Source organism: Rhodococcus sp. BH5, assembly GCF_027583855.1.
GTDB lineage: Bacteria > Actinomycetota > Actinomycetes > Mycobacteriales > Mycobacteriaceae > Rhodococcus_F > Rhodococcus_F qingshengii.
This window is the reverse complement of the sequence record NZ_JAJHVW010000030.1, coordinates 1-22580: the sequence shown is the minus strand read 5'-3', so window position 1 is coordinate 22580 and position 22580 is coordinate 1. Positions and strand designations below refer to the sequence as shown.

At 62.3% G+C, this 22580-nt stretch carries 3 protein-coding genes; all 3 read left to right on the top strand.

The window, feature by feature from the left end:
* On the top strand, nt 1-5132 hold a 5132-nt coding region (locus tag RhoBH5_RS31315; protein ID WP_270009445.1), incomplete at its 5' end, for a non-ribosomal peptide synthetase.
* 89 nt (nt 5133-5221) lie between these two features.
* Nucleotides 5222-18934, top strand: a complete 13713-nt coding sequence (locus tag RhoBH5_RS31310; RefSeq protein WP_270009444.1) for a non-ribosomal peptide synthetase — start codon at nt 5222-5224, stop codon at nt 18932-18934.
* Between the two features lie 211 nt (nt 18935-19145).
* The coding region (locus RhoBH5_RS31305; protein WP_270009443.1) for an amino acid adenylation domain-containing protein at nt 19146-22580 on the top strand (3435 nt) is incomplete at its 3' end.

Below are 22580 nucleotides of genomic sequence, written 5' to 3'. Positions count from 1 at the left end.
TTCGGGCTCCGGTGTCGTCGGTGGAGTTGGTGGTGGCGTCGGCGTTTGTGGGTGTGTTGGGTGTTGATCGGGTGGGGTTGGATGATGATTTCTTCGAGTTGGGTGGCAACTCCCTCATCGCGACTCGGGTTGTCATGCGCATCGCCGAAGAACTCGAGACGGCCGTACCGGTCCGCCTTCTGTTCGAAGCGTCCACCGTCCAGGAACTTGCCGCACGTCTCGAATCACACGTCGGTGAAGGAAGCCGCCTTGCGCTGACAGCTCAGGATCGACCGGAAGAGATTCCGCTTTCTCTTGCGCAGCAGCGTATGTGGTTCCTCAACCGCTTCGACGGCTCGGCAGGTGCCTACAACATGCCGTTTGCACTGCGGCTGAGCGGTGAACTCGATCTGGGCGCGATGCGTGCGGCGATCGGCGACGTCGTTGCCCGCCACGAAACCCTGCGCACTGTGTATCCGGAAACCGATTCGGGACCGGTCCAGGTCATCGAACCGGTAGGACATACGCCGGTGGAATTGAACGTCGAGAGTGTCACGGAAGCCGAGATTGTCGGCAAGCTGGTCGAATTGGCGTCGACGAGGTTCGACGTGACGGCCGAAATCCCGCTGCGGATTCGGTTGTTCCAGGTAGCCGAGAACGAGTACGTCCTCGCCGTCGTGGTGCACCACATTGCCGCGGACGGCTCCTCGACTACTCCGTTCGCCCGCGATCTCGTCATGGCCTACGCGGCACGGGCGCAGGGAACGGCGCCGGGTTGGGCCCCGCTGGACGTGCAGTACGCCGATTACAGCCTGTGGCAGCGCGAGGTGCTGGGTAGCGAGGAAGACCCGGAATCCGTGTCGTCCGAGCAGATCGCCTACTGGAGCCAAGCTTTGGCCGGGCTGCCGGATCAGCTGGACCTGCCGACGGACCGTCTGCGTCCCGCCGCGCAGTCGTACCGCGGTGGCTACCTTCAGTTCGAGATCGACGCAACAGTGCATCAGGGCCTGTCGGCGCTGGCCCGTGAGCACGGGACCACCCTGTTCATGGTCACGCACGCGGCGTATGCGATTCTGTTGGCGCGCCTTTCCGGCACCGACGACATCGCCGTTGGCACCCCGATCGCTGGCCGCGGTGAGCGTGCGCTCGACGATCTGATCGGCATGTTCGTCAATACCCTGGTATTCCGGACACACGTCGACGGTTCCGACAGTTTCACGGAACTACTTGCCCGCGTGCGCGAGAACGACCTGCAGGCCTTTGCGCATGCCGATGTTCCGTTCGAGCGACTGGTCGAAGTTCTCAACCCCGCACGTTCGACTGCTCGGCACCCGCTCTACCAGGTGGGCTTCCTTTTCCAGAACATGGAACAGGCAAGCCTGGAACTGCCTGGCCTCACCGTCAAGGGCCTCGAGATCGACAACGGTGTCGCTCAGTTCGATCTGCAGTTGATCGTCGGTGACAATTACGACGAGCGTGGTGTTGCCTCCGGCATCTCGGCCGTATTCAGCTACGCGCACGACCTTTTCGACGAGTCGACAGTCCAGTCCTTTGCTGATCGGTTCAACACCGTTCTGGCAGCGGTGGTTGCCGATCCGTCGATCGTGGTCGGCGACATCGACGTGCTCGATCCGCGTGAGTCGAATCAGGTTCTGCAGGAATGGAATGCAACGGAGCAGGTACTCGACGCCGAGGCGACACTGGTCGATCTGTTCGATCAGCAGGTTGCCGCTCACGGTGATTCCGTCGCGTTGGTGCACGGGCTCGAATCGCTGACGTATGTGGAGTTCGACGACAAGGTCAACCGGCTCGCCCGTCACCTGATCGAACTGGGTGTCGGTCCGGAGTCGTTGGTGGCATTGGGAATGCGACGCTCCATCGACCTGGTGATCGGCATGTACGCCGTTGCCAAGGCAGGCGGCGGTTATGTTCCGATCGATCCGGATCATCCGGCCGATCGCACCGGGTACGTCCTCGAGATGGCCGCGCCGGTCTGCGTGCTCAGCAACGAGAACGACGCACCGTCGCTCGCGGGGATCGACAACGTTCTTCTCATCGATACCCTCGATCTGTCGCGCGTCTCCGGAGCGCCGGTGCGCGGCGACGAGCGGATCGCACCGCTTCGTTCGGCGAATACCGCGTACGTGATCTTCACGTCGGGATCGACCGGCAAGCCGAAGGGTGTGGCGCTGTCCCACGCCGCGATCGTCAATCAGCTTCTGTGGAAGCGTGATCGCTACGGTCTCGACCAGACCGACGCAATGTTGCTCAAGACTGCAGCGACGTTCGACCTCTCGGTCTGGGAGTTCTGGTCCGCGTTGACATCCGGGTCCCGCCTGGTCATTGCCGACCCGGACGGCCACAAGGACGCCGAGTACATGCTGGCGCTCATCGCTCAAGAGAAGGTGACGACGCTGCACGCGGTGCCGTCCATGCTCTCGATGCTGACGGCCGCAGCAGACGGCACTCTTCCGCAGTCGCTCGAGCGTGTCCTTGCCATCGGTGAGGCCTTGCCCGCGGCAACGGCGGCAGAGTTCCGCAAAATGTCCGACGCGGCACTCGTCAATCTGTACGGTCCGACCGAGGCTGCGGTGTCAGTGACCGCGCACGATGTGGACGAGAGCGATACCTCGTCGGTCTCGATCGGTGCCCCGGAATGGAATTCGCAGGTCTACGTGCTCGACGAGCGACTGCATCCCGTTCCGGTCGGAGTGACCGGTGAGCTGTATCTTGCCGGAACCCAGCTGGCTCGTGGTTATCACGGGCGGGCCGACCTGACGTCGGAACGCTTTGTCGCCAACATCTTCGGAGAACCGGGCACACGTCTGTACCGCACCGGCGACCTTGTTGTCTGGCGCAGTGGCGGTGAACTCGAGTACGTCGATCGTGCCGACTTCCAGGTGAAGATCCGCGGCTACCGCATCGAACTCGGTGAGATCGAAGCTGTTATCAGAGCTGCTGAGTCCGTGGACGCAGCGGTTGTCGTCGCGAAAACCGATCCGCGACTGGGGGATCGACTGGTCGGGTACCTCGTTCCGCAGGCCGGGGCCACCGTCGACGTCGACAGCGTGAAGGCGGAACTCGTCCGCGAGTTGCCGAGTTACATGGTGCCGTCGGCGTTGATGGTGCTGAGCGAATTGCCGCTCAACATCAACGGCAAGATCGATCGAAAGGCGCTGCCGGAACCCGAATTCGAGGCAACGGAGTTCCGTGCCCCGAGCAATCCGGTCGAAGAGATCGTGGCCTCGGTGTTTGCCGAAGTCCTGGGCGTTCCACGAGTCGGGTTGGACGACGACTTCTTCGATCTCGGCGGAAACTCGCTGATCGCCACACAGGTCGTGGCCAGGTTGGGTCAGGCACTTGACGCCCAGATTCCGGTGCGGATCATCTTCGAAGCGTCGACTGTCGGACTGCTGGCGTCGCGGGTGCTCGAACATGCCGGTTCAGGTTCGCGGGCACAGTTGGTGGCGCAGGAACGGCCGTCGCAGATTCCGTTGTCGCTCGCTCAGCAGCGGATGTGGGTTCTCAACCAGATCGACCGCAGGTCTGCCGCGTACAATATCCCGGTCGCGATCCGGATGTCCGGCGATCTCGACGTCGCAGCATTGCAGTCGGCCGTCTCCGACCTTGTTGCTCGCCACGAGATCCTGCGGACGTTCTATCCCGATCTCGGGGACGGCCCGACGCAGTCGATTCAGTCGAAGTCGGCAGCCGTTGTCGACATGGCCGTGCTGTATGTCGGCGAAGACACGATTGGGGCCGAGGTCGCGAAGGTCGTCGGTCAGAGCTTCGACGTCACTGCCGGTGTTCCGCTGCGCGTTCGCCTTTTCCAGATCACGCCCACCGAGCATGTCCTGATCGTGGTGGTCCACCACATCAGCGGCGACGCGTTCTCGATGGCGCCGATGATCCGAGACACGATGGTCGCGTACACGGCGCGTACCGGGGGAGCGGCACCCGAATGGGCTCCGCTCGAAGTCCAGTACGCGGATTACACGTTATGGCAGCGCGACGTTCTGGGTTCCGAGGGCGATCCGGACAGTGAACTGTCGACGCAGCTTGCCTACTGGACGCAGGAACTCGCCGGCGTTCCCGAACTTCTGGAACTGCCGACGGACCGTCCTCGTCCGCCGACGCAGTCGATGAAGGGTGCGGACTTCCTGTTCACTCTTGGCGCCGACTCCACGCGTCGAATCGCGGAAATCGCGCGCGAGCAGAACTCGACCGTGTTCATGGTCGTGCATGCGGCGTTCTCGGTGCTGCTGTCCAAGCTCAGCGGCTCGAACGACATCGCGATCGGTACACCGGTGGCGGGCCGCGGCGAGCGAGTCCTCGACGACCTGGTCGGTATGTTCGTCAACACGCTGGTGTTGCGCACGCAGGTGAAACCGGCAACCACGTTTGTCGACCTGCTGCAGCAGGTGAAGGAGAAGGACCTCGCGGCGTTCGGAAACGCAGACGTGCCCTTCGAGCGTCTGGTCGAGCAGGTCGGCCGTGAGCGCTCACAGGCATACTCACCGCTGTTCCAGGTGATGCTCACGTTCCAGAACATGGCACTTGGCACGTTTGCGCTGCCAGGGCTCGAACTGTCGGCGGTGGACGACGGATTCGACTCGGCGATGTTCGACCTGCAGCTCACCGGTATCGAGGAGTTCGACGAGCACGGAGCGCTGTCCGATATCCGGATGCGATTCACCTATGCAACCGATCTGTACGACGCCGCAACCATGGAACTGTTCGCAGCCAGGTTGCGGGCCGTGGTCGACGCCGTTGCCGCAGATCCGACGGTGGTTCTGCGGACCATCGACATCGTGACAGACTTCGAACGCGCGCTGATCGAGGCAGCCGAGCCGAAAACGGCCGCGGACCTTCCGGACCTCGCAGCAGCGGCCGCCGCAGCAGATCCGACGGCGGTTGCCTTCACACACGGCGACACCGTGGTGACCTTCACACAGCTGGCCGAAAAACTGGCTGTGATGAAGCAGACGATGGGTGCGGCGCTCACTGCCGATGCGTTGGTCTCGGTTTCGCTGAACGGTCTGGTTCCGGGCATTCTTCCGGCACTGGGCGCCGACGGTATTACCTCGCTCGTCGAGTCTTTGATAACTGACGCGCAGGCCACGCTGGGGAAGGGTTCCGGTACGGACGGGTAATATGCAGTATTTGCCCCATGGGCGTTGATCTGTACGACCAGTCGTGCGTTGGATCTGCGCCGTGCTGTCGTCAGTTGGAGGAAGTGTTGATGTCCGTCGGTATGCCGGGACCACAGTCGCTGACGATCGAAGACCTGCCGAGATTGATCGCTGCAGTAGCCGAGGCGGAGCCCGACCGGACAGCGCTTGTTCATGCAGACGCCGAGGTCACCTACGAACGGTTGCACTCGGAACTGACCACACTCGACTCCGCGATGGGTGGTGCGCTCGGCCCGGACGCACTCGTACCCGTCGTGATCTCCACGCTGCTGCCGGAGTTGCTCGCCACACGAGAGGGTGGCCTCGAATCCGTCGTCGGTGCGCTCATCGCCGACGCGACTTCCGTCGTTGCTTTCGAGGCTCCGTCGGTCGTCGAGTCGACTCTCGTAAGTCTGTTCGAGGAGCAGGTCGCGCGTACCCCCGATGCCGTCGCCCTTCGTTTCGGCTCCACGGCGTCGACCTACGCGGAATTCGATCGCCGGGTCAATCAGCTCGCCCGCGAGCTCGTCGCCCGTGGCGTCGGACCGGACACACTCGTCGGCCTGGGTATCCGTCGGTCCGTCGAACTGCTGGTTGCGATGTACGCGATCGTCAAGGCCGGTGGTGCGTACGTACCACTCGATCCCGACCATCCCGCTGAGCGTCTGGCGTATGTGATCGACGTCGCCGCGCCCGTCCTCGTGCTGACGACGTCAGTGGACGCGGTCGGCATTCCCGAAAACGTCGATGTACTGCGGATCGATGACATCGATGTCTCGGCGCACTCAGGCGCGCCGCTTGCCGACGGTGACCGGCTGTCACCGCTGCGCACCGACAATCTTGCGTACGTGATCTTCACGTCGGGTTCGACCGGCAGGCCCAAGGGCGTCGGTGTGTCACACGAGGCAATCGTCGCCAACCTCCGATGGAGGCAGAGCGAATATCCCTTCACCGACGAAGACGTCATCCTGCAGAAGACGCCGTTTACGTTCGACGTGTCAGTGTGGGAGTTCTTCTGGCCGTTGCAGGTCGGCGCTTGCCTCGTGATCGCGAAGCCGGACGGGCATCGTGATCCGGCCTACGTCGCAGCGACGATGATCGAGTACGGCGTCACCGTTGTACATTTTGTCCCCTCGATGCTCGCGGTCTTCGTCGCTGAACCGCGCGCTTCCGAGATCACCTCGCTACGTTACGTTTTTGCCTCGGGTGAAGCGCTTCCCGCCCAGACCGCCGCGCGGCTGCGCGACGTCAGCACCGCGGAACTGCACAATCTGTACGGACCGACCGAGGCAGCCGTCGACGTCACGTACTACGCAACCGGACCGCAGGACGAGGTCTCCATTCCGATCGGCCGTGCTGTCGCCGAAACAGAGCTACTCGTCCTCGACGACGCACTGCGTCCAGTACCTCCCGGCGTCCCCGGCGAGCTTTACCTCGCGGGGGTCCAGCTGGCCAGAGGGTATGTCTCCCGCCCCGATCTGACGGCGGATCGGTTCGTCGCGCATTCCACCTCGGACGGCGAGCGCATGTACCGAACCGGCGACCTGGTCCGATGGCGCGGTGCCGGCGCCGACCGCCTGCTCGAGTACCTCGGCCGCACCGACTTCCAGGTGAAGCTGCGGGGACTGCGCATCGAACTCGGCGAAATCGAATCAGCGCTACTCGACAACGATGCAATCGCACAGGCGGCCGTTCTCGTCCACTCCGATGCGGCTTTGGGCGACAATCTGGTGGCATACGTGGTTCCCGCATCGGGAGTTGTGCTCGACACCGACGCTCTTGCACGTGAATTGGGTGGACGCCTGCCGGACTACATGGTGCCGTCGCTGTTTGTCGAACTCGAGGCGTTTCCGCTCAATGCCAGTGGCAAGCTGGACCGCAAGGCGCTGCCGGCGCCCGAGTTCACAGCGCAGGTTGTCGAATACCGCGCACCGAGCACCCCGGTCGAGAAGACGTTGATAGCGATCTTTGCCGACTTGCTCGGCCGCGACGATCTCGGCATAGACGACGGGTTCTTCGACCTCGGGGGCAATTCACTGCTCGCGACGCGAGTGGTGGCGCGCGCGAACGCCGAACTCGGCGTGGAACTCGACATGCGAGCTTTCTTCGATGCTCCGACGGTATCCGAATTAGCTTCTCTCGTAGGCGATTCTGCTGGCCGCGGTACGAAGGCTCCTCTCGTTGCACAGGAACGTCCCGACCGGATCCCGCTTTCGCTTGCGCAGCAGCGTATGTGGTTCCTCAACCGGTTCGATTCCACGTCAGCCGTCGATCACATTCCGGTGGCCCTACGCCTGAGCGGTGTCCTCGATGTCGCGGCACTACGCGGCGCGATCACCGATCTGGTCGAGCGCCATGAGAGCCTGCGAACCGTCTACCCCGAAATCGACGGTGTCGGATACCAGCAGGTTCTCGCCGCGTCGGACGTCGTGCTGGACGTGACACCGGTTGTAGTCCCGGAATCCGACCTGATCGACCGTGTCACTGCCGTTGTCACCGAGGGCTTCGACGTCACGGCGCAGGTTCCCTTGCGGGCCAGCCTGTTCCAGGTCGCAGACTCGGAATACGTCCTCGTCTTTGTGGTTCACCACATCAGTGGCGACGGTTTCTCGATGGGGCCGTTGGTCCGCGACGTTGTGAGTGCGTACGCAGCTCGATCGCAGGGTTCAGCGCCCGATTTTGCTCCTTTGGGGGTCCAGTACGCGGACTTCACGCTGTGGCAGCGGTCCGTTCTCGGCGACGAGAGCGACCCGGAATCGTTGATTTCGCGGCAGATCGACTACTGGACGCATCAGTTGGCAGGGATGCCGGAACTGCTCGAACTTCCGACAGATCGCCCGCGGCCTGCTGTAGCGACCAACCGTGGTGCGTCGCACCAGTTCTCGATCGAGAAGAACTTGCTCGTCCGGCTCGAATCGTTGGCGCAGCAACACAAGGCTTCGGTCTTCATGGTGCTGCACAGTGCCATTGCCCTCCTGCTTGCCCGGTTGTCCGCGACGTCGGATATCGCGATCGGTACGCCGGTCGCAGGTCGTGGCGATCGCGCTCTCGACGATGTGATCGGCATGTTCGTCAACACACTGGTCCTGCGCACCGAGATCGACTCCGCGAGTTCGTTCGCGGACGTGCTGAAAGCCGCTCGCGGTACCGATCTTGATGCCTTCGGCCATACGGACGTTCCGTTCGAGCGCCTTGTCGAGGTCCTCGATCCCGCCCGCTCCCAGGCGCACAACCCGCTCTTCCAGGTCATGCTGGCATTTCAAAACCTCGGCCAGAGTGAACAGGGCGCTGCCGACATCGACGGGTTGACGGTTACGGGCGTCGAACTCGCATCCGCAGTTGCCAAGTTCGACCTCCAGTTCACCGTGTGGGAAGACCCCGAGCACGGCGGACTGTCGATCATGATCGATTACGCCACAGATCTTTTCGATCCGTCGACCATCGAGTCTGTTGCCTCTCGGTTGGCGACGCTCCTCGCCGTCGTCGCGGAAGATCCGGCCATCGTGGTCGGTGACATCGACCTGCTCACCGTCGACGAGCGCGAATTGGTGATCGGCACCTGGAATGCGACCGGCCATGAGGTGCCGCAGAAGACACTGGTCGACATGTTTGTCGAACAAGCGCATCGGACTCCGGACGCCACGGCACTCGTCTACGAGGACGAGCTGCTGACCTATCGCGATTTCTCGGCGCGTGTGCATCGACTCGCCCGGATGCTGGTGACGATGGGCGTCGGACCTGACACCTTGGTGGGCTTGGCAATCAGGCGGTCCATCGACTTGGTTGTCGCGATGTACGCGGTGATCGAAGCAGGCGGGGCCTATCTGCCAGTCGATCCCGATCAGCCCGCCGATCGCAACGAGTACGTTCTGGGGACGGCCGGACCGGTGTGCGTGCTGACCACCGATCGTGACGGTTTCACAGCGAGCACCACGGTTGTCTCGTTGGATTCGCTGGATACTTCCCAGTTCTCGGACGCAGCGCTTGTCGATACCGATCGGCTGGCGCCGCTGCGGCCGGACAACACGGCGTACGTGATCTTTACGTCCGGTTCGACCGGTAAGCCGAAGGGTGTTGCGGTTTCGCATCGGGCGATCGTGAATCGTCTGGTGTGGATGCAGGCCGAGTACGGGCTGACCGGCGATGATGTGGTGTTGCAGAAGACCCCGTTCACGTTCGACGTGTCGGTGTGGGAGTTCTTCTGGCCGTTGCAGGTTGGTGCCCGACTAGCTGTTGCCGAACCGGACGGACACCGCGACCCCGCCTACCTCGCGTCCGCCATTTCCGACTACGGCGTCACCACCGCGCACTTTGTTCCGTCGATGCTCGACGTGTTTGTCGGAGAACCCTCGGTGGCGGCGTGTACTTCTTTGACCCGGGTATTCGCCTCCGGTGAGGCGTTGACACCACAGGTGGCGTCAACGCTGCGGACAGTTCTTCCCGCTGCGCGCTTGCATAACCTGTACGGTCCGACCGAGGCCGCGGTCGACGTGACGTACCACGAGGTCACCGAATCCGACGTCGCAAGTGTGCCGATTGGTGTGCCGGTGTGGAACACCCGGGCGCTGGTGCTCGACTCGCGGTTGCATCCGGTGCCGGTCGGAGTTGCGGGGGAGTTATACCTCGCCGGTGTCCAGCTTGCACGCGGCTACCTGGCGCGGCCCGATCTGAGCGCCGATCGGTTTGTCGCGGATCCGTTCTCCGGTAACGGGCAGCGGCTTTATCGCACGGGTGACCTGGTGCGGTGGAACAGTTTTGGTGAGATTGAGTACATCGGTCGAACGGATTTCCAGGTCAAGCTGCGCGGACTGCGCATCGAACTCGGTGAAATCGAATCGGCTTTACGCGATCACCCCGCGGTATCCGCGGCGGTAGTACTGGTTCGCAGCGACCAGTTGGTGGCGTATCTGACGCCGGCAGCGGGCGTCAGCCTCGACTGGGACGATATCGCCGATGCGTTGTCGCAGCGGTTGCCCGCATACATGATTCCGGCCTCTCATGTGGTGCTCGACAGCTTCCCACTTGGCTCCTCGGGCAAGCTCGATCGTGCGCAGTTGCCGGATCCAGTGGCTCGTAGTGCCGAGTTCCAGGCGCCGGTCACGGGTGCCGAAATTGCTGTGGCTCAGGTCTTCTCGGACCTTCTGGCAGTCGAGAAGGTGGGATTGGGCGACAATTTCTTTGCCCTGGGGGGTAACTCCCTCATGGCAACTCAGGTTGTTGCGCGGCTGGGACAGAGGCTCGACACCACCGTCGGTGTGCGGACCCTGTTCGACGCACCGACCGTCGGGGCACTTGCTGCCCGTATCGATTCGGGAACCACCACGGCAGCGCGGCCTCCGCTCACCGCGCAGGTCCGGCCGGAGCGTGTGCCCCTCTCGCTCGCGCAGCAACGCATGTGGTTCCTGAACCGCTTCGAACCGGGATCGAATGTCGACAACATCCCAGCCGCACTTCGGCTGACCGGCACGCTCGATGTCGACGCGCTCCAGGACGCTCTCGACGATCTGGTGCGTCGTCACGAGAGCTTGCGAACTATTTACCCCGAGATCGACGGCGTCGGTTACCAGCAGGTTCTCGAACCCGCTCGTCTGATCAATCTTGCGCCGATCGACGTGGATGCCGATGATGTGGTGGCTCAGGTCGCCGCTGTGGTGGCGCCCGGGTTCGACGTGACCACCGAAGTTCCCATTCGCGTTTCCCTCTTGCGGATCACCGATTCCGAGTTCGTTCTCGTATTTGTCGTCCATCACATCAGTGGTGACGGATTCTCGATGCTTCCGTTGGTTCGGGACGTCGTCGCGGCATACGGTGCGCGATCGGCCGGAGCGGCGCCGCAGTGGGAACCACTTCCGGTGCAGTTTGCCGATTTTGCTTTGTGGCAACGCGAAGTGCTGGGCAGCGAGAGCGATCCGGACTCGGTGATTTCCGGACAGTTCGACTATTGGCGAACACAATTGGCCGGTGTTCCGGATCAACTCGAGCTGCCGACGGATCGTCCGCGGCCCCGAATTGCAACCAATCAGGGTGCCTACCACGACTTCTCCGTTGATGCGGATTTGCTCGAGCGCTTGAACGCGGTCGCCCAGGCATCGAACGCCTCGCTGTTCATGGTTGTGCATTCTGCGCTTGCGCTGCTGCTCGCAAAGCTGTCGAGTTCCACCGACATCGTGATCGGCACTCCCGTTGCCGGACGCGGTGAGCAAGTGCTCGACAACGTCATCGGAATGTTCGTCAACACGTTGGTACTGCGAACCGATATCGATCCGGCGTCGACGGTCGCCGACCTGATCCACCGCGCCCGTGAAACCGATCTCGGCGCATTCGATCACGCGGACGTCCCGTTCGAGAGCCTTGTCGAGATCATCAACCCCGAACGGTCGCAGGCCCGGAACCCGCTGTTCCAGGTCATGCTGACAATGCAGAACCTCGGTGGCTCGAGTCCGGAGTCGGCAGCGATGAACGGTGTTGTGGTGTCCGCCGTGGACATCGAATCGCCCGTCGCGAAGTTCGATCTCCAGTTGACGGTGAGCGAGGCGCCGCAGGGCGGTCTTCTTGCGCAGTTCAACTATGCAACAGACCTTTTCGACGCAGCAACCGTGGAACTGTTTGCGCAGCGTTACGTCACGATTCTGCGCGCCCTGGCGGATGATACTTCTGCTGTCATCGGCGACATCGACGTATCGAGTGCCGACGAGCGTCGGCGAGTGCTCGTCGAATGGAACTCGACCGAGCGTCGTGTTCCCGACTCCACTCTGGTAGATCTCTTCGACGCCCAGCTGTCGGCAACACCGGATGCGCCGGCAATCACGTTCGACGCTACGACGCTGACATACGCGGAATTCGACGCCCGGATCAATCGTCTTGCACGCCATTTGATCTCGATCGGTGTCGGTCCCGATGCCATGGTGGGATTGTCGATGCGACGATCGCTCGACCTGCTGGTAGCGATGTACGCGATAGTGAAGGCAGGCGGCGCGTACGTTCCGATCGATCCGGATCAGCCGACTGAACGTAACGAGTACGTTCTTTCGACCGCTGTCCCGGTCTGTGTCCTCACCACCACGCTGGATCGATTCGAGACGTCGGTCTGTCCGGTTGTTCAGGTGGACACGCTCGACCTGTCCACTCACTCGGACGCTGCGATCTCCGATGCGGATCGTCTATCTCCGTTGCGCAGTGACAACACGGCGTACGTGATCTTTACTTCCGGCTCGACCGGTAAGCCGAAGGGTGTTGCGGTTTCGCATCGGGCGATCGTGAATCGTCTGGTGTGGATGCAGGCCGAGTACGGGCTGACCGGCGATGACGTGGTGTTGCAGAAGACGCCTTTCACGTTCGACGTGTCGGTGTGGGAGTTCTTCTGGCCGTTGCAGGTTGGCGCTCGGTTGGTCGTTGCTGTAGTGGACGGACACCGGGAACCGGCATACCTCGCAGCTGCTATCGCGGAACACGGCGTCACCACTGTCCACTTCGTGCCCTCGATGCTCGAACTGTTTGTCGCAGAACCCGCAGTTCGCGGAGCGGATGCTCTGCGTCGGGTATTTGCCTCGGGCGAAGCACTGCCACCGCAGGTTGCGCAGGAACTGTGCACACTCCTTCCACGGGCTCGACTGCACAATCTGTACGGGCCTACCGAAGCGGCAGTCGACGTCACATTCCACGAGGTCACGCCATCGGATTCCGAGATCGTCCCGATCGGATCGCCGGTCTGGAACACCCGTGTCCTGGTGTTGGATTCGCGTCTGCGCCCGGTGCCGGTGGGTGTCTCGGGTGAGCTGTACCTGGCGGGAATCCAATTGGCGCGCGGCTACGTCGGTCGGCCGGACCTCACGGCAGATCGTTTTGTTGCAGATCCGTACGGACCTTCCGGCAGTCGGCTGTATCGCACGGGTGACCTGGTGCGGTGGAAACGGTCGAGCGGAGCGAGGGGGGATGATTCCAGCGTTGGTGAGGTCGAATACATCGGGCGGACCGACTTCCAGGTCAAACTCCGCGGATTGCGGATCGAACTGGGCGAGATCGAGGCAGCATTGCGCGATCAGCCGTCCGTTGCGTCGGCTGCGGTGGCAGTGCGCAACGAACAATTGGTTGCCTACGTTGTGGGACACGCCGGCGCGGTAGTGGACTGGGCATCGGTCGAGACAGCACTGGCCGCACGACTGCCCCGCTACATGGTCCCGACGGCGCACGTTGTGCTCGAGGCATTCCCGCTGGGCACGTCCGGCAAGCTGGATCGCAAGCAGTTGCCCGATCCTGTTGCTCAGATCGCTGCCTTCCGTGAGCCACGGAGCGTGGCGGAGCTTGCGGTCGCGCGGATTTTCTCCGACCTGCTCGGCATCGAGCAGGTTGGCCTCGACGATGATTTCTTCTCGCTCGGCGGCAACTCGCTCATCGCGACTCAGGTCGTTGCGCGACTCGGCGAGGCGCTCGACACGACGGTTCCTGTTCGCCTGCTGTTCGACGCGTCCAGTGTGGAATCCTTTGCCTCGCTTATCGACTCGCAATCCGGTAAGGGCGCCCGCCCGCCGCTGGTGGCGCAGGAACGACCGGATCGTGTTCCGCTGTCGATTGCGCAGCAACGCATGTGGTTCCTCAACCGGTTCGACGCGTCCTCGGGTGTGGACAACATCCCGGTGGCCATCAGGCTGACCGGAGAGCTGGACATTGCGGCGATGCAGGCTGCGCTGGTGGACGTGTTCGAACGTCATGAGATTTTGCGAACGGTGTATCCCGAGATCGACGGCGTCGGCTATCAGCAGTTGGTGGATGTGGACCGGATGGTTCCGGATCTGACGCCGGTTCGTATTCACGAATCCGTTGTCATCGATCGGGTTGCAGGCGTGATCCTTCCCGGATTCGACGTCACCCACGAGGCGTCGGTTCGAGCGCAATTATTCGATTTGAGCCAGTCCGAGTACGTCCTCGTTTTTGTGATCCATCACATCAGCGGTGACGGCTTCTCGATGGGCCCGCTGATCCGCGACTTCGTCTCAGCGTATGTTGCACGGTCGCAAGGGCAGTCGCCGCAGTGGCAACCATTGCCGGTGCAGTACGCCGACTTTGCGTTGTGGCAGCGGCAGATCCTCGGCAGCGAGGACGATCCCGAATCGGTTATCTCCGAGCAGGTCACGTACTGGCAGGAACGCTTGGCCGGCATTCCGGACCAGTTGGATCTGCCGACGGATCGTCCGCGGCCGCGCATCGAATCGCACCGCGGAGCGGGATACGATTTCTCGATCGATGCCGAGCTCCGGGCGGGTCTCGATCGAGTGGCCCGTGAGGTCAATGCATCGCTCTTCATGGTGGTGCACAGCGCCCTGGCGGTCGTGCTCGCGAGGTTGTCCGGGACATCGGACATCGTGATCGGTACCCCGGCCGCCGGCCGTGGTGAACGTGCTCTCGACGATCTGATCGGTATGTTCGTCAATACCCTGGTGCTTCGCGCCGAGGTCGACCCCGAATCGTCGTTCGCAGACTTGGTCAGACATGTGCGGGAATCGGATCTCGGCGCGTTCTCGCACGCGGACGTCCCCTTCGAACGGCTCGTCGAGATTCTCAACCCCGAGCGATCTCAGGCCAGGCATGCGTTGTTCCAGGTCGGTCTGGCGTTCCAGAACCTGCAGCGATCGGTTCTGCAGTTGCAGGATCTGGACGTTGCCGACTTCGCGTTGCCGGACCTGCTGGCAAAGGTCGATCTGCAACTGACCTTGATCGAGTCCGAGTCGTCTGGCAACGGAGGACTGACCGCCCAGTTCACATACGCGACCGACCTGTTCGACGAGTCGACAATCGCATCCCTCGCGAACCGATTCCTCCGCGTTCTTAATGCTGCAGTAGTCGACTCGGCGCAGGTGGTCGGAGATATCGATATCATCGAAACATCCGAACACGCACAGATTCTCGACTGGTCACGGGGCAGTGACGATGGCCGGCTCGACGCGTCACCGATGACGTTGTTCGCGCAGTACGTCGACACCGATCCGTCGGCGTGCGCAGTGGTGGCCGGTGATGTCGAATTGTCCTACGGGGACCTCGATGCACTGTCCTCGGTCGCGGCCGCTCAACTCGTCGTCGCCGGCGTCCGTCCGGACGACGTTGTCGGCTTGATCCTGCCGAGGTCCTGGCAGTGGGTCGTAGCGATGGTGGCCGTGTGGAAAGCCGGTGCCGGCTATCTTCCGATCGACCCTGCTCTTCCGGAAGAACGGGTGAGCGTACTGCTCGCCGATATCGCGGCACGGTGTGTGGTGGCGATCGAGACGCCCGACCTCGATCTCCCAGTGGTGCTGATCGGTGACGAGCATGTGGTCGCTGCCGACGCACCGGGTTGGGTCGATCGTTGGAGTGAGGACGGCGCGGATGCCCGAGTCGGCTACGTCATTTCGACGTCCGGTTCGACCGGGCGACCGAAGCCGACCGTCGTTCCGATGGCAGGTATAGCGAATACCGTTGCGTGGTATAACTCTTCGCTGCCAGCACGCGCCGGGGTTGCAGTGGCGTCGTCACCGAGTTTCGACCTCACGCAGAAGAACGTGTGGGGACCACTGACGATTGGTGGAAGTGTGCACCTCGCACCCGCCGGCTTCGACCCGAGTGAGATCCTTCGTGTCATCGCAGACGAGCGAGTCACGACGGCAAACATGTCACCCAGTGCTTTCGACGCTCTGATCGATTCCGACGAAGACGACGTGCTGGCAAGCCTCGAGGTGGTGTTCCTCGGCGGAGAGCCGATACAGGTCAGCCGTCTGGGGCACCTGCTTTCGCGCGGAGTTCGAATCGTGAACAGCTACGGTCCCACCGAAGCGTCGGATGTGGTGTCGTTCCAACAGGCGGCGGCAGCGGACACGCTTGGTGTTCCGATCGGCTCACCGGTGCCGAACATCGATCTCTATGTGCTGGATTCACGGTTGGGTCTCGTTCCGTCCGGAGTTGTCGGCGAGCTGTACGTCGGTGGTATCGGAGTCGGTCGTGGTTACGGCAACCGGTACGACCTGACGGCAGAACGGTTTGTTGCCAACCCCTTCGGGGCGGCAGGCGAGCGCATGTATCGAACCGGCGACCTCGTGCGCCGCAACACGGCCGGTGAGCTCGAGTACATCGGGCGCACGGATTTCCAGGTCAAGATCCGCGGTTTACGCATCGAGCTCGGTGAGATCGAATCTGCCTTGAACGCTGTGGATTCCGTCGGGACCGCCGTCGTCACAGTCCACGCTGATTCGGCGGTGGGCGACCGGTTGGTTGCCTATGTCGTTGGCGTCCCAGGCGCTGTGATCGTTCCGGAAATCCTGCGGGACGCTGTAGCGCAGCGTCTACCGGAGTACATGGTTCCGTCGGCGTTCATCGTCCTGGACTCGGTGCCGCTCAACGCGAACGGAAAGATCGACCGTCGGAGCCTGCCCGACCCGGTGTTCGACACGGCGCAGTACCGCGAACCGCTCACCGTTGTCGAGAAGGCAGTTGCAGTTGTTTTTGCCGATCTTCTCGGCGTAGACCGAGTCGGACTCGACGACGATTTCTTTGCACTCGGCGGAAACTCGCTAATCGCGACGCGGCTCGCGGCCCGTCTCGGTCAGGCGCTCGATACCACCGTTCCGGTTCGGATGCTGTTCGACGCCACGACAGTTGAAGCACTGGCCCTGGCCATTGCGGCATCGGTAGGGTCGGGTCGACGAAAGTCGCTCGAAGCCGCCGAACGCCCGGACCGGTTGCCGCTGTCACTGGCGCAGCAACGAATGTGGCTTGTCAACCAGATGGACACGGCCGCAGGGACGTACAACATTCCGATGGCGCTGCGGTTGACCGGCGACCTCGACGTCGACGCATTGCGGGCAGCTCTGCGCGATGTCACCGACCGGCACGAGTCGCTCCGGACGTTCTATCCGGCAGACGACAACGGACCAACACAACGGATTCTCGACGTCGACGATGCGCCGCAGTGCGCCGTCGCTGCCGTTGCGGACGCATCCGAGTTGTACTCGCGCGTCGCCGCTGTGATGTCGACGGGCTTCGACGTCTCCACAGAAGTACCTGTGCGGATGGAACTTCTGCACTGCGGGACCGGCGAGTACGTCTTTGCTCTTGTTGCACACCACATTGCCGCCGACGGTGAGTCGATGGCGCCGTTGGCGCGCGACATGATGATCGCGTACGAAGCCCGGACCAGAGGCAGCATTCCCGGGTGGAGTCCATTGACCGTGCAGTACGCGGACTTCGCGCTGTGGCAGCGTGACGTCGTGGGCACGGCCGACGAGGTCGGTAGTGTCGCTGCCGCTCAACTCGAGTACTGGCGGGGCAAGCTTGCTTCGCTTCCCGCGATGGCCGGATTTCCGACGGATCGCCCACGTCCGAGTGTGGTGTCACCGGCAGCGGGCGCCGTCGAGTTCACCGTCAGTGAGCAGATCCACGCCCGGTTGGTCGAGATCGCCCGCGAACGGAATGCGACTGCCTTCATGGCATTGCACGCCGCACTGGCCGTATTGGTTGCACGGGTCGGGGCAACCGACGACTTTGCGATCGGTACCGCAGTAGGTGGGCGAGGGGAGCGTGCGCTCGACGATCTGGTCGGAATGTTCGTGAACACGCTTGCCTTGCGGACTCAGGTAGATACTGCAGCAAGTTTCGACGATCTGGTTGTTGCCGTGCGCGACGTGGATCTGGAGGCCTTCGGGAAGTCCGACCTCCCGTTCGAGGAAGTATCCGAAGCGTTGGGTGCCTCGGCCGACGGACTCTTCCAGATCATCTTGTCGCTGGAACCCGCTGGCGGAGCCGAGTTCTCGCTGCCGGGCTTGACGATTAGCGGAGTCGATTCACCAGTGGCGACCACGAAGTTCGACATGCAACTGACGCTCGGTAGCGCCGCGGATGGATACGGACTCTCCGGCCTCTGGATCTACTCGACTGATCTGTTTGACCAGGGAACCGTCGAATCGTTCGTGGAGCGGTTTGTTCGCGTACTCGAACAGGTCACCGACAACCCATCGAGGCCGGTCGGCGACATCGAATTGCTCACCGCAGCAGAGAAAGACGAGGCTCTCAGCGCTGCAGTTCAGTCCATCGCTCCGAGCGGATCAGGTGCGGCGCTCCTGCCGCAACTGCTGGCGTCGACAGTCGAGGCTGACCCCGAAGCTCCCGCCGTTGTGGTCGGCGACGAGGAAATCGACTATGCCGCAGTCGATTCACGTTCCTCGCAGCTTGCGCGTCTGCTTATCGATGGTGGCGTCGGTCCAGGAGACTTCGTGAGCCTCTCCGGCGTATCGGGAGCAGGCGAAGTAGTGGCGTGCTGGGCAATTGTCAAGACCGGGGCAGCGATTGCAGTCGGGCAGGCCGGAGAGGTTCCGGACTCTGTCGTGACGATCACGCCGGAAACACTCGACGCTGCGGTCGCACAACCCGCGCGTGCGATCAGTTACACCGACCGCATTCGCCCGCTCACCGCGGACGACGTCGCCTTCCAGGTGTTCGGTGACGGAGCCTGGGAGCAGACGTACGGGGAACTCACCGCAACCCTGTCGACCTGGAGCGAGAAGTACGCGGTTGATGTCGAGTCGCGAGTGCTGCAGACCGGCTCGATCGACGCGAGCGGACGGGTGCCCGCGATTCTGCTCGCTACATCGGCGGGTGCTGCGTGGGTGGTGGCAGGTAGTGACATCGAATCGCTCGACGACCTGCTGGCCGACGAGTGGGTGACACACGCGGTGCTGTCGGTGGATGACGCTGCAAGCATCGATCGCAGCGAACTGCCGGATCTCGAACACGTTCTCGAGGAGCACAGCCCACAGTCGTGGTGACCTCACGCACCGCGAGTGGTGGAACTCATACCCACTCGCGGTACACGGCGCTCGGCAACTCCGTGGCTGTAACAATGGCACTCGGTTGCCGATGCATTGTGGGGAGCCGCAACGGGCGAGATGACCGTGAAAACAAGTATTACGCGAAGGTGAGTTGTCTGATGGCGCAAGGGGCCGACGTACACGCAGATCGATCATCGGACGTGATCGAATGAGCGCAGACGATCCGACCCCCGCAAAGACACGCGGAAGCCGCAAACCCCGTCCCACCCGTACTCGCCGCGTTCGAGTGCCCTTGCTGCCGCAGCTACTGGCGGCTGCCGTCGATATCGACCCAGGCGCCATCGCCATCCGCTTCGACGGTCGTTCCGTCACCTACGCCGAGCTGGATGCCGCGTCATCGCAGCTGGCGCGTCTCCTCATTGCTCACGGAGTGGGACCGGAAGATCGGGTAGCGATCTCCATCCCACGCTCCGTCGAGTCGGTGTGCGCACTGTGGGCCGTCGCGAAGGCCGGGGCCGCATTTGTATCGGTTGATCCCAACTACCCGGCCGACCGCGCCTTGCACATGCTTGTCGATTCCGGCGTCTCGATCGGCTTGACGGTAGGCGCTGTCGCCGACGGACTGCCGGCGAGTATTCAGTGGTGGGAACTCGACAACGCCGTGTTCCTGGCAAAGGCGGCCGAACTTCCTGCCGAACCGGTGTCGTACACCGAACGTGCCGGAACTTTGCGTGCGGAGCATCCCGCCTACGTGATCTACACCTCGGGTTCGACCGGTCGACCCAAGGGCGTTGTCGTCACGCATGGAGGCATTGCGAACCTGTGTGCCGAGCAGATCGAACGCTACGGTCTCACTTCTGCATCCCGAACCCTGCACTTTGCATCGCCCAGCTTCGATGCCTCCGTTCTGGAATTGCTCCTCGCATTCGGCACCGGTTCCACGATGGTGATCGCACGCCCCGATGTGTACGGCGGCGACGAGCTCGCCGAACTGCTCACCGAAGAAAAGATCACCCACGCGTTCATGACGCCTGCTGCACTGGGATCGCTCTCTGCGGAGGGTGATTTCGACACGCTTGACGTTGTTGTCGTGGGCGGCGAAGCATGTTCGCCCGCACTGGTGACTCAGTGGGCGCCCGGACGAAAATTCTTCAACGCGTACGGCCCCACCGAAACCACCGTCGTCGCATCGATTGCCGAACTGACGGTCGACAGTCCGGTCACGATCGGCGACCCGGTGCGCGGCGTCGGACTCTACGTTCTCGACTCCCGCCTGCAGCCGGTGGCGACCGGCACTGCCGGCGAATTGTATGTTTCTGGAACACATCTCGCCCGCGGGTACAACCAGCTACCCGCGACAACTGCGGCAAGTTTTGTGGCAAACCCGTTCGCGGACACGGGCGAACGTCTGTACCGCACCGGCGACACCGTTCGCTGGATCAAGGCCGGCGACGACCAACGCAGTCTCGAATACCTCGGCCGCGGTGACTCTCAGGTCAAGATTCGCGGATTTCGTATCGAACTCGGTGAGATCGACGCAGTTCTCGCCGCAGTTCCCGGTGTCGAATTTGTGGCGACACTTCCTCGGAGTGGGCCGACGGGTGAACCAGCATTGGTGTCGTATGTAAAGGCCGGGAACACGCTCGACGCTGAGGCATTGACAGTCCACGCACGCGGCGCACTGCCTCGGCACATGGTCCCGGCCGCAATGGTGATGCTCGAAGATATTCCGCTGACTCCGGTCGGCAAGCTCGACGTCGACGCATTGCCGGCGCCCACATTCGAATCGCGCTCGTACCAAGCGCCATCCACGCCTGCCCAGAAGCTTGTGGCCGACGCGATTGCCGATCTACTCGGCCTCGAACAGGTCGGCGCTTCGGATGATTTCTTCGAATTGGGTGGCAACTCCCTGATCGCGGCCAAGCTGGCCGGTCGTCTGGGCGCAGCGTTCGATACCCGCGTTCAGGTGAAGACTCTGTTCGAAGCGTCTACCGTCGAAGCGCTCGCCGCTCGCATCGAAGCCGAGACGGAAACGATCGGGCATGTGGCCTTGGCACCGATGGTTCGTCCTGATCGTGTGCCATTGTCTCTTGCGCAACAGCGTATGTGGTTCCTGAGTCGGTTCGACGCGGAATCTGCTGTGAACAATATTCCGATTGTTCTCCGCTTGTCCGGAGAACTTGACGTGAGTGCGCTTGCGCGCGCTGTTGAGGATGTTGTCGCTCGGCACGAGGTGCTGCGGACTGTGTATCCGGAGTTCGGCGGTATCGGCTATCAGGACGTTCTCGAAGTGTCCACGGCAGATATCGATCTGGATCCTCGGGATCTCGACGAGTCGGAGTTGCTTGCAGCTTTGGCGCCGCTGGTGACCGTTGGGTTCGACGTTTCCGTTGCAGTTCCACTTCGGGTGCGTCTGTTCCGTACCAGCCCAAGTGAATTCGTTCTCGCAATTGTGGTTCACCATATCTCTGCCGACGGTGTTTCGGTTGGTCCTCTGGTGCGTGATGTTGCATTGGCCTATCTTTCCCGGGCGCAGGGCAGCGCCCCGGCGTGGTCGCCGCTTGCGGTGCAATACGCAGATTTTGCGTTGTGGCAGCATGAGGTTTTGGGGGTCGATTCTGATCCGGCGTCGTTGATGTCGGAGCAATTGCGTTATTGGAGTGAGAATCTCGCGGGGTTGCCGGAGAAGATCGATCTGCCGTTCGATCGGAAGCGCCCGGCGGTTGCGTCGACGCGTGGCGCGGTGCATCGTTTCGATATCGACGGTGAGTTGCACAGGGCTCTGGAGCAATTGGCGTTGGATCGTGGTGTTTCGCTGTTCATGGTTGTGCATGCGGCCCTTGCGGTGCTGCTTGCGCGGATGGCGTCGACTGACGACGTGGTTATCGGTTCGCCGATTTCCGGTCGAGGGGAACCTGCGCTCGATGATCTGATCGGGATGTTTGTCAATACACTGGTGTTGCGTACGCCGGTGACGCCGAACATATCGTTTGCCGATCTTCTCGATCAGGTTCGTGAAACCGATTTGGGTGCATTTGCCAACGCGGACTTGCCTTTCGAGCGTTTGGTGGAGGTTCTCGATCCGGCCCGTTCGCAGGCGCATCATCCGTTGTTCCAGGTTGCGTTGTTCTTCCAGAACATGGCAGGTGACGCTCTGGAGTTGCCTGACCTGCGAGTCTCGGAGTTCGATGCGGGAATCGATATCGCAAAATTCGACCTTCAGCTGACGGCATCGCCGGTTGAAGGCGAGGCCGGCGTCGGTACCGGCATGGTGATGTCGTGGCTCTACGCCACAGATCTTTTCGACGCCGCTACTGTTGGCGGGCTAGCCGAGCGCCTGACCACCATTCTCCGTGCGATGGTCACGAATCCGGGAACTGCTGTCGGTGACGTGGAACTGTTGTCCACCAAGGAAATACAGAACATCATCGAAGACTTCAACGACACCTCGCGTCCGGTTGTGGGTGGGTTGTTGTTGGATGGTTTTGATTCTGTGGTGGGGGTTTCTTCGGGTTCGCGGGCGGTGGTGTGTGGGGATGTGGTGCTCTCGTATGGGGAGTTCGATGAGAGGGTTAATAGGTTTGCGCGTTATTTGATTGGTTTGGGTGTTGGGCCGGAGTCGTTGGTGGGGTTGGCTGTTCGG

Coding starts and splice junctions, on each gene's coding strand:
- RhoBH5_RS31310 (WP_270009444.1), top strand. CDS start 5,222: ATGTCCGTCGGTATGCCGGGACCACAGTCGCTGACGATCGAAGACCTG.